Annotated in this window: 11 protein-coding genes and 3 pseudogenes; 1 reads left to right on the top strand and 13 read right to left on the bottom strand. The window is 61.6% G+C overall.

All coding sequences use genetic code 11. The features are described 5' to 3' along the window. Window positions 1-11: 11 nt before the first annotated feature. The 13 genes and pseudogenes from tssC to AB4N33_RS03295 all read right to left on the bottom strand — a co-directional run bounded on the left by tssC (window position 12) and on the right by AB4N33_RS03295 (window position 13650). Window positions 12-1550 (bottom strand): annotated as a pseudogene (gene tssC / locus AB4N33_RS03355) (type VI secretion system contractile sheath large subunit). A 33-nt stretch (window positions 1551-1583) separates the two neighbouring features. After that, window positions 1584-2087: a type VI secretion system contractile sheath small subunit gene (tssB, locus tag AB4N33_RS03350; RefSeq protein WP_460123150.1), complete on the bottom strand. Its 504-nt coding sequence runs from the start codon at window positions 2085-2087 to the stop codon at window positions 1584-1586. Between the two features lie 418 nt (window positions 2088-2505). Beyond that, window positions 2506-3939 (bottom strand): FAD/NAD(P)-binding protein, encoded by a 1434-nt coding sequence (locus AB4N33_RS03345; protein WP_476456407.1) that lies wholly within the window; start codon window positions 3937-3939, stop codon window positions 2506-2508. 14 nt (window positions 3940-3953) lie between these two features. After that, entirely contained in the window at window positions 3954-4721 is a 768-nt protein-coding gene (locus AB4N33_RS03340) for an ABC transporter ATP-binding protein (RefSeq protein WP_476456406.1), read from the bottom strand. Window positions 4722-4724: 3 nt separating this feature from the next. Next, the gene (locus AB4N33_RS03335; protein ID WP_476456405.1) at window positions 4725-6065 is read right to left on the bottom strand and encodes an ABC transporter substrate-binding protein; all 1341 of its coding nucleotides are present in this window, start codon (window positions 6063-6065) and stop codon (window positions 4725-4727) included. A 28-nt stretch (window positions 6066-6093) separates the two neighbouring features. Further along, window positions 6094-7143, bottom strand: coding sequence for a branched-chain amino acid ABC transporter permease (locus AB4N33_RS03330; RefSeq protein WP_476456404.1), 1050 nt, complete (start codon window positions 7141-7143; stop codon window positions 6094-6096). Between the two features lie 4 nt (window positions 7144-7147). Beyond that, window positions 7148-8029: a branched-chain amino acid ABC transporter permease gene (locus tag AB4N33_RS03325; protein ID WP_460123136.1), complete on the bottom strand. Its 882-nt coding sequence runs from the start codon at window positions 8027-8029 to the stop codon at window positions 7148-7150. Continuing rightward, complete coding sequence (locus AB4N33_RS03320; protein ID WP_476456403.1) at window positions 8029-8805, bottom strand: ABC transporter ATP-binding protein; 777 nt, start codon at window positions 8803-8805, stop codon at window positions 8029-8031. Before AB4N33_RS03320 ends, AB4N33_RS03325 begins: the two co-directional genes overlap by 1 nt. Next, on the bottom strand, window positions 8802-9701 hold the full coding sequence (locus AB4N33_RS03315) for an AMP-binding protein (protein WP_476456402.1): 900 nt from the start codon (window positions 9699-9701) through the stop codon (window positions 8802-8804). Before AB4N33_RS03315 ends, AB4N33_RS03320 begins: the two co-directional genes overlap by 4 nt. A gap of 161 nt (window positions 9702-9862) precedes the next feature. After that, window positions 9863-11282, bottom strand: a pseudogene (locus tag AB4N33_RS03310) (LLM class flavin-dependent oxidoreductase). Further along, complete coding sequence (locus tag AB4N33_RS03305; protein WP_460123124.1) at window positions 11282-11716, bottom strand: acyl-CoA dehydrogenase; 435 nt, start codon at window positions 11714-11716, stop codon at window positions 11282-11284. The pseudogene AB4N33_RS03310 and the gene AB4N33_RS03305 overlap by 1 nt, the downstream one beginning before the upstream one ends. 10 nt (window positions 11717-11726) lie before the next feature. Then, a complete protein-coding gene (locus tag AB4N33_RS03300; RefSeq protein WP_476456401.1) occupies window positions 11727-12929 on the bottom strand; it encodes an SfnB family sulfur acquisition oxidoreductase in 1203 nt (400 codons plus the stop codon). Window positions 12930-13086: 157 nt separating this feature from the next. Next, on the bottom strand, window positions 13087-13650 hold the full coding sequence (locus AB4N33_RS03295; RefSeq protein WP_460123118.1) for a helix-turn-helix domain-containing protein: 564 nt from the start codon (window positions 13648-13650) through the stop codon (window positions 13087-13089). On the opposite strand from AB4N33_RS03295, the pseudogene AB4N33_RS03290 reads away from it, so the two are divergent. After that, window positions 13645-14677, top strand: a pseudogene (locus AB4N33_RS03290) (DMT family transporter). The gene AB4N33_RS03295 and the pseudogene AB4N33_RS03290 sit on opposite strands and share 6 nt — an antisense overlap. Window positions 14678-14830: the final 153 nt, after the last annotated feature.

The following is a 14830-nucleotide window of genomic DNA, read 5'->3' as shown; positions in this document are numbered from 1 at the left end:
GCAGCCAGGACTCAGGCTTTGGCCTTGGGCATCTGCGAGACCAGCGACAAGTTGACGTCCATGCCTTCCACCTGGAAATGCGGCACGGCGTACAACTTGACGCGGAAGAAGCCCGGGTTGTCCTCGATGTCTTCCACCAGCACCTTGGCTTCACGCAGCGGGTGCGAGGCCTGCAAGTCGTCACCCGGGTCGGTCATCTCGGTCACCAGGCCGCCCACCCACCTGTTCAGTTCCAGTTCCAGCAAGCGGCGATCCTTGGTCGTGCCGATGTTCTCGCGCTGGATCAGCTTCAAGTAATGAGCGATGCGCGACAGCAGGAAGATGTAGGGCAGGCGTGAGTTGATGCGGCTGTTGGCGGTGGCATCGGGGGTGTCGTAAAGCGCCGGTTTTTGCGCCGAGTTGGCGGAGAAGAAACACGCGTAGTCGCGGTTCTTGTAGTACGACAGCGGGATGAAACCGAGGTTGGCGAACTCGAATTCGCGGGTCTCGGGGATCATCACTTCGGAAGGAATCTTCACCTGGTTGCCGGTGCCCAGGTCGTACAGGTGGATAGGCAGGTCGGTCACCGCTCCACCCGACTGCGGCCCACGAATCTGCACGCACCAGCCATTGGCGATGAAACTCTTGACCATGTTGGCGGCGAAGGCGTACGAGGCGTTGGTCCACAGGTACTTTTCGTGGTCCGGGCCCTTGACGCTTTCCATGTAGTTGAAGCTGCGCACCGGAACGGTGTCCGGGCCGTACGGTAAGCGACCCAGGACCCGGGGCATCAACAGGCCGATATAACGCGCGTCATCGCTGTCGCGAAACGACTTCCACTTGATGTATTCAGCACGATCGAAGTAGTTGGCGATGTCCTTGATGGCCGCCACTTCCTCCATCGACTGCTTGCCGAAGAAGCCCGGGCCTACTGCCCCAATGAATGGCATGTGCGCGGCAGCGGCCACCTTGGAAATGTTGCGCAACAGGGCGATATCCTGCGGGCTGCGATCGAACTCGAAGTTGGAAATGGCCGCCGCAATCGGTTCGCCGCCTGGCGTGTCGTACTCCTGGGTGTAGGTATGCGCGTACAAGCCACTTTGGGCGATTTCCGGCGCATCCTCGAAATCCTGCACCAGGTGATCCTTGCTGATATCGAGCAGCTCGATGCGCACGTTCTGGCGGAAGTCGATTTGATCGATCAATGACTTCACACCACGCCAGGTCGATTCAATACGCTGGAAATCCGGGTGGTGCATCACCGCATCCAGTTGGCGGCTGATCTGTGTATCGAGTGCGGCGATATGTTCATCCAGCAGGACTTTGTCCAGGCGTTCGACTTTCTGCGCCGATTGTTTGAGCAAGTTCAGGAAGACACTGACAGCCGCTGTGACGCGCTAATCGGCGGTCGCATCTGCCAACGCCTCGGCATCCTGGAATGTATCAAGGGTGCCCAGGGTTGAAACCGGGCATAAATTGATCTTGCCGAATAACGCACTGTAGATACCTTGTCTTTCTTCAGGCAATACTTCAGCGCCGCGCGATTGCACGCTGGAACTTTCTACCGACATGGAAAACTTCCTTTTTAGTTGAGCCGGGGTAAATCAAACAACTTCTTGCGGGGCCAATGCAGCCAGCTCCGCTTGTAGTTCCGCACTGAGCGAATCGTCCTTGAGAATCCGCTCCAGTTCATTGCGAAACGTGGCGTTATCCAACAAATTGGATTTGAGGTCGCGCAGTAGATTGCGCATCGCCAATAAGGCGCGAAGTTGTGGAATCTGCCGGGCAACGTGTTCAGGCTCAAAGTCTTTCATGCGCTGAAAGCTCAGCGCCACCGAGGTTTCGTTCCCGTCATCCGCCAATGTGTTGCTTACCGCCAGCTTCAACGCTGGTGAAAAATCTGCCAGCACACTGTCGAAGTTGTTTTTATTGATATTCACTTTGCTGCGTTCGGATAAAGAGCGCTGCTCCTCACCGTTGCTGTAATCCCCCATCACCATCAACTTCAGGGGTAATTCGATTTTCTTCTGCGCACCACCGGTATGCAGATCCAGTTTTATATTCACCCGAGCCTTGGGCACTTCACCCTGAAAACTGTTAGAAGCCATATTTCCTCCATGCGCAAACGCAGCAGCCATTCGTTAACAAGCCTGTCAACAATCAAATAAAGTTTAATCAATTCAAAGTGAAACCGAATTTTTCGAAATAATTGACCTGCGGTATGGGTGTCAATGTTTGTCAGGCAGCCAAGATGGACTATTGACTTGGCCCTGCCAACCCCAGAAAAGCGGATGAAGAAATTTCCCACTTGGCATTCAGATCACACCTACGTTTAACCTGATTTTAACTAAGGGAATGTCAGTAATTTCCTACAGGTAAGCCGGGAAATCATTAAACAACTACAAACAAAAAAAATGCGGCGACATTTCTGTCACCGCAGTCTTTCGGGAGGTTCAAGGAGAAAATTGGCCGCCGTGTTTAACCTCGAGCCGCCTGGCAGACACCTCGCTCGCGGTCCTGTTTATTTCAGGCTCCGGCGGCCAACCGCGCCGCCAGTGCTTTAGCCTGCAACGCCACATCCGTCACCGCCGTACTCTCCCACCACATCCCTCGAAGCGGCGGCCCCATGGCGAACAGTCTGCTGGCCGCCTGTCCATCGGCATCCAACACCGCGCCATCCACGGCAGCAGCGATGCCCAGCGCCAACGGCCCCGGGCGGATCAACCCGCGTGCCAGCAACTGCCGAGGCAACGGTCGAGCCACTCGGCGCCAGTCGTATTCGATACCGCTGGAATTGATCAGCGCGGCCCCCTGCACCACCTCGGTTTGTGTCTGGCCCCGACGGCGGATGCGAATGCCCACCCCAGCTCCCGCGGCAGGTTCCAGCCCCTGGTAGGAAGCGGCCTGGATACGCAGCCGCCCCTCGTCGTGCAAGCGGGCCACCAACTCGGCGCTCAACGGCGGCGAGCGGTGGTGATGGCTCTCCCACCAGGGCCGAACGTGGCGCACGAACTGCCGGCGCTGTACGTCGGTCGCCTGATGCCACAAGCGACCGATATGCGCCCGCACGGTGTCCAGCGGCGCCTGCCAATCGATGCCCCGGGCAAGGGCTTCACGACAATGCCGACGCAGTTCACGCACCAGTTGGCGCGGGGTGCGGAGGGTGTGGTCCTCGGCCAGAAAGTCCACCCAGGCCGGCGGTTGCCTGCGCACGTGGGGCAGCAGCCCGTGTCGGGAGAACACCTCGATCGGCCCGCGATGGCCGGCCTGTTCCAGCGACACCACGGCATCGACCATGGTCAGCCCGGAGCCGATGATCAGCACCGTTGATTGCGGTTCCAGTTGACGCATGGCCGCCACGTCCCACGGGTCGAGGGCGGCGGCGTTCAGGCCGCTGGACTCGGTCTGTGGCGTGCGCGCCGCCGGGAACATGCCCGTTGCCAGGACCGCATGGGTGCCCTGCAAACGTTGCCCATCGCTCAGGCTCAAGCGCACCGCGTCATCGAAGGTTTGCAGGTCAACCACTTCGGCTCGCACATGCTCGACGGTCGAACCATAAGTCGCGCCAATCGCCTGCGCCTCCGCCAGGCGCTGCTGCACGTACAGGCCAAAGATCCCTCTGGGTGGAAACAGCTCGCTGATCGGCACATGTTGCTCATCGGATTCGGGCCAACCGCCCGCCGCGATGAAGTCCGTCAACCATTGGGTCAGGTCGTCGGCGTTGTCCGGGTCGACGCTCATGCGCGCCGCGTTGCCGTTCAACGTGTGGCCCAATTCGACCGCGCTGTAGGCCTCGCCACGCCCCAACTCGGCACGCGGCTCGATCACCAGCAACGAGCGCTTGCCCGGCAGGCGCAGCAACTGCACCGCGAGCATCGCCCCGCTCAGGCCACCGCCGATGATCAGGATGTCTGCGTGGCGGATGGCGTCTGTCGCCTGTCCGCTGTCGATTTCAGTCATGGCGCTCTCTTTGCTCAGTGTTTACCCAGGTAAAAGTCATGCAGATCACCCCTCGCCAATAATGCCTCGCTGCTGCCCGACAGCACCACCCGGCCGGTGTCCAATACATAGGCCTGCGAGGCGTACTTGAGCGCGACATTGATGTTCTGCTCGGCGATGAGGAAGCTCACCTGCGCCTCGCGATTGAGTTGGGCAACGATCTCGAAAATCTCCTGGACGATGATAGGCGCCAAACCCATGGAAGGTTCGTCGAGCAGTACCAAAGTAGGACGTGTCATCAGCGCGCGACCGATGGCGACCATCTGCTGCTCGCCTCCGGAGGTCAGCCCGGCCTGAGTCTTGCGCTTGGTTTTCAGGCGCGGGAACCAGGCGTAGATACGTTCGAGGTCGCGGGCCAGGTCCTGGCGGCTGAGGCCCCGGACAAACCCGCCGCTGCGCAGGTTGTCCTCGACAGTGAGCTGTGGGAACACGTGGCGCCCTTCCAGCACGTGCACCATGCCCTGGCGCACCCGGCTGCTGGGGTCGATGCCCGCCGTGTCCTGGTCAAGAAAGCGGATGGTGCCGCGACTGACCTGTGCCCGCTCCGCCCGCACCAGCCCCGATATGGCCTTGAGCGTGGTGCTTTTGCCCGCGCCGTTGGCCCCGAGCAAGGCGACGATGCCGCCTTTGGGCACCGTCAGCGAGACCCCGGCGACGGCCAGGATCGCGCCGTCGTAGATCACTTCAATATCGTCGACATGCAGCAGCTCATCGACGGCCCTGTTACTGGCGGTTTGGCTCATGGGCTATTCGTCCCCGTTGCAGGTGCGTGGCGTCAGGCCTTTTTCCTTGGCGAACGCGGCAGATTTTTCATCGATCAACGGCCGCAACAAGGCACGGTCTGCCGGGATCCAGTCGCTGATCAGCGTCCAGTTGGCGCCGTCCCATTGCTGCACTCGCGCCGAGCCGCCACCTTCGTGGTCCTTGCACGACAGCTTGAGGTTTTGCATCAGTCCGAAGTAGCCCATGTCCTTGAGCCGGGCGTCGTCGATGTTCAGGTGCTCCAGGCCCCATCGCCCTTCTTCCCCGTTGAGCGGGCGCTTGCCGAACTTGCCCTGTGCCGTGCGGATGGCCTCCACCGCCACCGCCGCGTTCACCAGCCCGGAGTTGTAGTAGACGCTGCCGAAGTTCTTCAGGTCCTTGAGATCGCTCTTTCCCTTGTCGAGAATGTATTGCTTGAGCCGCTTGTGGATCTCGAAATCGGTGCCGGCCGGGTATGGCGTCAGCGCCACGTAACCCTTGGCGGCAGCGCCCGCCGGCAATACGTCCTCACTGGAACTGGCCCAGATGTCGCCGACGATATGGTCCACCGGGAAGCCGAAACGCGCTGCGGTCTTGACCGCCACTGGCGTCGATACGCCCCAGGTGCGCAGGAACACCCAGTCCGGGTTGGCCTGGCGAACCTGGCGCCATTGCGCCGACTGTTCGTTGCCCGGATCCGCCACCGGAATCTGGATGTTCTCGAAGCCGTATTTTTCCGCCAGCAGCTTCAGCGGCCCGAGGGTTTCCCTACCGTAGGCCGAGTCGTGGTAGACCGTGGCAATTTTCTTGCCCTTGAGCTTGTCGAAGCCGCCCTCGCGCTGGGCAATGTAATTGATCAGGCTCGATGCCTCGCTGTAAAACGTCAGCATCACCGGGAAGTTGTAGGGGAACACCGTGCCGTCGGTGGCCTCGGTGCGGCCATAGCCGAGGGTGATCAACGGAATCTTGTCAACTTCGGCGCGCTCACTCAGGGCATAGGCTGCTGGGGCGCCGTTGGGTTGGTAGACCGCCACCGGCGCACCATCCAGACCTTTCTTGAAACGCTCGTAGCACTCGATGCCCTTCTCCGCCGTCCACTCGGTCTCGCATTCCTGCCAGACCAGTTTCACGCCGTTGATCCCGCCTTCCACTTCGTTGATGTAGTTCAAATAATCGATCATCCCGGCCCACACCTGCACACCGCTGGAGGCGTAGGCGCCGACGCGGTAGGTGGCGAGTGGAAAGAACTGCTGGTCCGGCGAGGCCTGCACAACGGGCACCGCACTGCTGAAAACCGCCAGGGTCAGGGCGGCGCCGAGCAAGGAACGTTTCAAGGTTGCACGCATGGTATCTCTCTAATAGTCAGTGAAGGATTCAGAAACGCAGGGGCCAGTGGCTCAGCCGTTCGCGGAGGTTGCCGAGCAGGCGAATCAGGCCTTCCGGTTCCTTGATCAGGAACAGGATGATCAGCGCGCCAAAGATGATTTTTTGCAGGTTCTGCAATTGCCCGGCGTCCACCGCGCCACCGAACAGGGCCTGGCCGGCGTGGCTGAGCAGGATCGGCAGCAGGCTGATGAACGCCGCGCCGACGAAGTTGCCGGCGATGCTGCCCATGCCACCGATAATGATGATGAACAGGATCTGGAACGAACGATTGATATCGAAGCTGCTGGCACTGGCCGTGCCCAGGTAGGCGAAGGCCCAGAGTGCACCGGCGATGCCGAGGTAGAACGAACTGACGGCGAACGCGAGGTGTTTGTAGCGCACCACCGGAATGCCGATCACAGCCGCGGCGGTGTCCATGTCGCGGATCGCCATCCAGTTGCGGCCGATCTGGCTTTTCACCAGGTTCGATGCCACCCAGGTCAACAGCAGTACGGTGGTCAGGGTCAGCAGGTAACGACCCAGCGGCGTGTTCAGGTCATGGCCGAACAGTGCCAGCTTGGGTGCCGAGATGGTCCCGGACGAGCCGTAGTTGTAGAACCAGGGAAACTTGACGAACAGCCACTCCAGGAAGAACTGCGCCGCCAGCGTGGTGACCATCAGGTAGAAGCCCTTGATCCGCGAACTGGGCAGGCCGAAGACCAATCCCACCACGGCGCTGATCAGGCCGCCGCCGAGCAAGGCCACCGGCAAGCCCAGTTCCGGCCAGCGCAGCAGGAAGCCGTAGGTGGCGAATGCGCCGACCGCCATGAACCCGGCGGCGCCGACCGAAGTCTGGCCGGTGTAGCCCGTGAGCAGGTTGAGGCCCAGCCCCGCCAGCGACAGCACCAGGAACGGGATCAGGATCGCATTGAGCCAATAGTCGTTGCCCGTCAGCGGCACAATCACGAAAGCAATCACCAGGAGCGCTATCAGGGCATACGGAACACGGCGCTGGACCAGCAGCGCCGGTGCGGTTTCTCGGGTAAGGGAAATCGACATGGGTTCAGACTCGCTCGATGGCGCGCTCGCCGAACAGGCCGGCGGGACGGATGTATAGGAAGGCCAGGGCCAGCACATAGGCGAACCACGGCGTGATGCCGCCGCCAATCAAAGGACCGACGTAGACCTCGGCGAGGTTCTCCGCCGCGCCGACGATCAGCCCGCCGACAATCGCTCCGCCGATCGAGGTGAAGCCGCCGATGATCAACACCGGCAAGGCCTTGAGCACCACCAGCGACAGGGAGAACTGCACGCCTTGGCGCGCGCCCCACAGCAAGCCGGCGACCAATCCCACGACGCCGGCCACGGCCCAGACGATCTGCCAGATGCGGTTGAGGTTGATGCCGATCGACAGCGCGGCCGTGGTGTCGTCCGCCACTGCCCGCAACGACACACCGATACGGGTCTTGTTGAACAGCAGCGCCAGCACCGTCACCAGGACGATGGCGGCTGCGGCGGCGATCAGGTCGAACTGGCTGACCATCATGCCGCCGATGAACACCGGCACGTCGTCGATGCCCAGGTCCAGTGCCCGCACTTGTGAGCCCATCAGGCCCTGGGCCAAGCCCTCGATGATGAACGACAGACCCAGCGTGGCCATGAACAAGGTGATCTGCGAACGGTTGACCAGCGGCCGCAGCACGAGCCGTTCGATCAGCAGGGCGCCGACAATCATCACCAGCACCGTCAGCAGCAGCGCCAGGGCAAATGGCACGCCCTGGTCGTGCAGGCTGACGAAGGTCAGCGCGGCGAACAGTAGCATCGCGCCCTGGGCAAAGTTGAACACGCCGCTGGCCTTGTAGATCAGCACGAAGCCAATGGCGACCAGCGAGTACATGGTGCCGGCGAGCAAGCCACCGAGCAGGGTTTCGAAGAAAAATGTCATCAGTGAACCACTCCCAGATACGCTGCGATCACCTCGGGGTTGGCCTGAACTTCGGCCGGTGTGCCATCGCCGACCTTGCGTCCGTAATCGAGCACCACCACGTGGTCAGACAGGCCCATCACCACGCTCATGTCGTGCTCGATCAACACCACCGTAGTGCCCAGTTCGCGGTTGATGTCGGCGATGAAACGGGCCATGTCCTGTTTTTCCTCGGCGTTCATCCCGGCCATGGGTTCGTCCAGCAGCAACAGGCGCGGACCTGCGATCAAGGCGCGGCCCAGTTCCACGCGTTTCTGCAGGCCATAGGACAGGTTGCCCACCGGCACATCGCGGTGCGCTTGCAGCTCGAGGAATTCGAGAATGCCCTGGGCCTGCCGGCGAAAATCCGCAGCTTCGCGGCGCGCCCGTGGCAGGCTCAGCGCCTGCTCGAGGAAGCCACTGCGCAGGTGCCGCGACAGTCCGGTGAGCAGGTTGTCGATGACGCTCATCTTCTTGAACAACGCGTTGTTCTGGAACGTGCGGCCAATGCCCTGGCGTGCGGCACTGAGCGGGTCAATGCGCTTATAGGGCTGGTGTTCGAAGACGATGGAGCCTGCGTCGAAGCGGTACACGCCATTGAGGATGTTGAGCAGCGAACTCTTGCCCGCGCCATTGGGCCCGATCAACGCGCAGATCTCCCCACGGCGCACGTCGAAGGACAGTTGGTTGATGGCTTTGACGCCCTTGAAGGACAGGGAGATGTCGCGCACTTGCAGAATGAAATCGGTCGAGCTCATGCGATGTCCCGTTTGAATTCGTTGAGCCGGGCGAGGTTGGCCGGCGGCGTGCGCGGGGCTTGCCAGATGTCGTGCAGATTGTGGAAACCCAGCAGGCGGCGAACACGCTGTTTGATCAGGCGTTGCAGACCTTTCTCCGGCTGGGCGATGGCCCAGTCGCATAGGCGTCGGCGCCAGGTACCTGGGGCGGCGAGGCGGCTGTCGATTTCCGCGGCCAGCCGTTGCAGGCGCTCGGCTGACAGCAACAAGCCCGTGGGTGCCACTTCGCGGCGGTCGCGACTGGCGCTACCGGGGCTTTCCGGGAAGGCCAGGGAGTGGCCGCTGCCCAGCCACTGTTCAAGCAGCACGGTCAGCCCGCCTTGCCATTGCGTGCCCTCCTCGCTCCACCATTGCACGTGTGTGCGGCTGGTGCGCAGGCGCTGCGGCGGGTCTCCCAGGCCAAGCAGGTCGGCGAAATCGAGCAAGGCATGGCCGTGGTTGAGCCACAGTTGCCGGGTTTGGCGACGCGGTACGAAGGCGTGGGTGGGTTGGCTTTGCCAGAGGATAGGGTGCAGGGCCTGGGCGTCTAGGTCATCGGTGACGGCCAGCACCTGCCCGCCCGCCTGTTGCGCGGCGAGCGTCAGCAGCAACAGGTTCGGCTCGAAGGCGCCGCTGACGGCCAGGCGAGATTGTTCATCGAAACCTTGCTGGCGCAGGCCATCGGCCAGGCGCTCGACATCGCGCAGCACATCGATCCAGCGCCAGGCGAACCACTGGCCGTGGCGCTTGTGGCGCAACGCTGGTTGCAACGGGCTGACCTGCGCCCAGTGACGCAATTGCTCCAGCGCCTTGGGCGCATCGACCTGCCATTGCGTGGTGTCCGCAATCGGCGGCCGCTTGAGTTCGTGCACGCTCATGGATGACCTCCTGTTCATGGGCAAAAGCGTGCGGTGGTCCGCTGGGCTGGGTTTGTTCGTCTGCCACCAATCCCTGTAGGAGCGAGCATGCTCGCTCCTACAGGGGATTTGCGGTGTTCGTGGATCCTTTGTTCAACAGTGATCTCTGTAGGAGCGGTGGGTCAGGCGACATCGGTGGTGATTGTGTCGACGCCATCGCGCGCATGCTCGCTCCTGCGGAGGTCGCGGTAACTGGCGCCGGGGTGTTCGGGGGACAGGCGCGGGCCTTCGTTGAACAGTTTTTCGCGCAGGGTTCCCGGTGTGTATTCGGTCTTGTACACCCCGCGTTTCTGTAATTCCGGCACGAGCAATTCCACGGCGTCGATGAAGGTTTCGTGGGTCAGCGCATAAGCCAGGTTGAAGCCGTCCACGTCGGTCTCTTCAACCCACTCCTGGAGCAGATCGGCCACGGTTTCCGGGCTGCCAACAAACAGCGGACCGAAGCCACCGATGCCGACCCAGTCGGCCAGTTCGTGAGGGGTCCAGACCTTGTTCGGGTCCGCCGTGGAGAACGCCTCCACTGCCGACTGAATGGCGTTGGTGTGCACGTGCTTGAGCGGCTCGTCGGGCTTGAACCGGCTGAAGTCGATACCGGTCCAACCGGAGATCAACGCCATCGCGCCTTCATAGCTGACCCAGCTTTTGTATTCCTCGAACTTGGCCTTCGCCTTGGCATCGGTCTCGCCGAGAATCACCGTCTGCAGATTGAAAATCAGGATCTTCGACGGATCACGCCCGGCCTCGGCGGCACGACGGCGAATGTCAGCGACGGTCTTTTTCAGCAGCACTTTCGACGGCGCGGCGACGAACACGCATTCGGCGTGTTCGGCCGCGAATTGTTTGCCGCGACTGGACGCACCGGCCTGATACAACACGGGAGTGCGCTGCGGTGAAGGTTCGCAGAGATGAATGCCCGGCACCTGGAAGTGTTTGCCGTGGTGGCGAATCTCATGGATTTTGCTCGGGTCGCTGAAAATCCTGCGCTCACGATCGCGCAGGATCGCGCCCTCTTCCCAACTGCCTTCCCAGAGCTTGTAGCAAACCTCAAGGTTATTCCTCGGCAAAGTCGTAACGGGCATCATGCTCGGTCTGGGCTGTCTGGCCGAGGTTCTTCGCGCCGCTTTCCAGATACGAAGTGACAATGTTCCAGCCGGCACGGCCCTTGGTCAGATGGTCGAGGGTCGACAGCCGTCGGGCGAACGGGTACGGATGCTCGAACGACAACGAGGCAGTCAAGCCAAAACCCAGGTGCTCGGTGACCAGCGCCATCGGCGGGATCAACTGCAGCGGATCGTTGACGGGTACTTGCGCAGCCTGGCGGATCGCCGCGTCACCATTGCCGTTATAGACGTCATAAATGCCCAGCACGTCGGCGATGAACAGGCCGTCGAACTTGCCGCGCTCGAGAATCTTCGCCAGGTCAGTCCAGTACTCCAGGTCCTTGTACTGCCACGAGCGATCCCGGGGATGGGCCCACAAACCGGGGGACTGATGACCGACACAGTTCATGTCGAATGCGTTGAGACGAATTTCCCGGGCCATTAAACGGCTTCCTGTGCAGAGGGATGAATGCCGTTGAGACGAAAGTTGCCGATCAGGTGCCGTTTCCAGCGCAGCGGATCATGCAGCGAACCGGACAATGCCGTGCGGCGCCCGGTCAATTCGAATTCGGCGTTGCTCGCGGTGGCCAGGGCTTCAGCGCTGGCCAGGTCGGACTCGGCAATCGCCACCCGAATCTCCGTGGCATCTTGCTCGGCGTCCAGCAGAGCCTCGGCACGCTCGAGCAGCGCGGCGGCGACTTCGATGCGAATGTGCACGTCGCCGAACCGGCTGATGACGTACGGATCCTTCGAGACGCTGGCCTGTTGGCGAACAAAGCCCACAGTGGAATCGAACAGGCTGCGGGCGTGATGCAGGTCATGTTGGCTGCTGGCCAGGGAAAGTCTGGCAACAACCGGTTGAGTCAAGGCGTTCATGGTGGGCTCCTCAGTTCCAGGCGTGGCGCGCGGGGTTCACGCCATTGAGCAGGTGGTTGCCGATCAGGTGGAATTTCCAGCGCGCCGGATCGTGCAGGGTGTGGGTCCGGGCATTGCGCCAGTGGCGGTCAAGGTTGTACTTGCCGAGCACCGAGCGGGTGCCGGCCAATTCGAACAGTTTGCTGCTGGCGAGCAAGGCAATTTCCGCCGACAGGACCTTGGCCTGGGCCACCACCACTGAAGCGTGGGCCACGGTGTCTTCATTGGCGTCGAGCAACGCGGCGTCGATGGCCTGGCCGGCCTTGCGCAGGATCGCTTCGGTGCCGTGGACGCGCCACTCAAGGTCGCCAATCGCGGCGATGCTGAACGGGTCTTGCCATCCATGGTCCTGACCGCTGTCGATCCACGGACGGGATTCGCGGGCATAGCGCTTGGTGTCCTCCAATGCGCCGACGGCGATGCCGGTGTCTACCGCCGCCTGAATGATTTGCGAGATCGGGCCGTCGGCCGTCGGCTCATCAAACGCCTTGTGGGCCGGGATCACGGCACTGAGCGGCACCTTGACCGCGCTCAGGGTCACCCCGCCGCTGGCGGTGGTGCGCTGGCCGAAGCCGTCCCAACTGTCGATCACGCTCAGGCCAGGATTGTCACGCTCGATAAAAGCGATGAAGGCCTGGTTCTGTTCGTTGACCGCCACCGCCGGCACGATGTGCGCAAACAGGGCGCCCGTGCAGTAGAACTTCTCGCCGTCAATTTGCGCGGTGTCAGCGTCAAAGCGAATACGGGTTTCGAAGGCCCCGGCGTTTTTGCTTTTGGACTCCGAGAAGGCATTGCCGAAGCGGTAACCCCGCAGGACTTTGTCAAAGTAGTAGCGCTTCTGCTCGTGCGTGGCGGTTTGCACCAGGATGTCGAGCACGCCAAGGTGGTTCTGGGGGATCTGGCCAAGAGAGGAATCGGCGGCCGAAATGATCTTGATCACTTCAGCAACGGTCACGTAGGAAACGCCGGCACCGCCATAGGCCTTGGGCACGGTGATACCCCACAGGCCGCTGGCGGAAAATTCGTCCAGCTCGGCGACCGGCAGGCGGCGTTCACTATCACGCACGCTGGCCTCCACGGCAAAGCGCGCGGCCAGTTTGTGAGCGACGGCAATCGCCTCGGCATCCGAGCGGATCACATGGGCGGTGCGAGGGGGTTGGGCAGAGGCTGTCATGGGGCCGACTCCAGGTTCCGGTGAGTGCACCAGAACAATTGCAGGAGTCGTGCCTGAATTTATTTTTGTTTTATTTCAATAACTTAAAGATAAAACCTGAGAAACGTCGGGCAAAGTTAAACAGCAAAGTGTCCATTCATTGTTGGCTGGCCAACAGTTAGATCACCACGTTGCGGACAAACCGTGCAGCCACGTCGCCATCGTTACGGTAGGTATGGGGCTGGTTACTGGCAAACATGTAGAACTCGCCGGCCGCGATCTGCTGCGGTGTGTCGCCCAGCATCAGGGTCAGGCAGCCTTCGAAGACGTAGATCTGTTCGCTCCAGCCATCGGCGTCCGGCTGAGACGGGTAGACTTCCCCCGGTTGCAGGCACCACTCCCACTGTTCCACCTCCCGGGTCGCGATAGCCTTGGACAGCAACACCGCCTTGCTTCCGGGGATCGCCCCCGCCCAGGCCACTTCATTGATACGGCTGTGGTCGCGCACGTCCGGGGCCTGGATCAGATCGCTGAAGGCCACATCCAGCGCTTCGGCCACGCGGTCGAGAGTGGTCAGGCTGACGTTCTTCTCGCCGGCCTCGATCGCCACCAGCATGCGCCGGCTGACCCCGGATTTTTCCGCGAGCGCGGTCTGGCTCATGTCGGCGGCATGGCGCAAACGTCGGACGTTCAAACTGACGTGCTGCAGGACCGAAGCCCGCTGCGGAGAATCTTTGTGCACTATATTGCTCACTCGGTGGAGTTGGGCAGTATACTGCCCAACATTCGGCGCATTGTGCGTCGCACTTTATATAGCGTGCAAGATTATGACGTCGTTGAATACCTCCCCGCCTTCCTCGCGCTTCTTACGGCTCAGCAAGGCCGAGTGCGTGCTGGTGATGATCACCATGGTCTGGGGCGGCACTTTCCTGCTGGTGCAACACGCGATGACCGTCAGCGGCCCGATGTTTTTCGTCGGACTTCGTTTTGCGGCGGCGGCGTCCATCGTCGCCCTGTTTTCCTGGCGACACCTGCGCGACCTGACCGTGTTCGAACTCAAGGCCGGCGCGTTCATCGGCGTGGCGATCATGTTCGGCTATGGCTTGCAGACTGTCGGCTTGCAGACCATTGCCAGCAGTCAGTCGGCGTTCATTACCGCCTTGTACGTGCCTTTCGTACCCCTGCTCCAATGGCTGGTACTGGGCCGCCGACCGGGGCTGATGCCGAGCATTGGCATCATGCTGGCGTTCACCGGGCTGATGCTGCTGTCGGGACCGGCGGGCGCCTCGTTCCATTTCAGCCCTGGCGAAATCGCCACGCTGATCAGCGCCGTCGCCATTGCGGCGGAAATCATCCTGATCAGCACCTACGCCGGCCAGGTCGACGTGCGCCGGGTGACCGTGGTGCAACTGGCGACCACCTCCGTGCTGGCGTTCCTGATGGTGGTGCCGACCAACGAGGCGATTCCGGACTTCTCCTGGTTCCTGCTGGGCAGTGCACTGGGCCTGGGAGCGGCGAGCGCGGCGATCCAGGTGGCGATGAACTGGGCTCAGAAGAGTGTTTCGCCCACCCGGGCGACGCTGATCTATGCCGGTGAACCGGTGTGGGCCGGGATCGTCGGGCGCATCGCCGGGGAGCGTTTGCCGGCGATTGCACTGCTGGGGGCTGGGTTGATTGTGGCGGCGGTGATTGTTAGTGAGTTGAAGACCAAGGGTAAGGCTGAGGTGGTGGATGAGGTTGAGCGTGAGGGTAATCCTCAAGACCTGTAGTGCCTGATAGTCCGTCATCGCGGGCAAGCCCGCTCCCACACTGGATCTTCAGTGTTCACAAAACCCTGTGGGAGCGGGCTTGCCCGCGATGACGCCAGACCTGCCCCACACCCCTCCTGAAACAAGGCGAACCCTGACTTTTCCGACTACTTT

The organism is Pseudomonas sp. S1_E05 (genome assembly GCF_056337105.1).
Note: the sequence above shows the minus strand (reverse complement) of the source record. Positions and strands in the feature narration are given on the sequence as shown.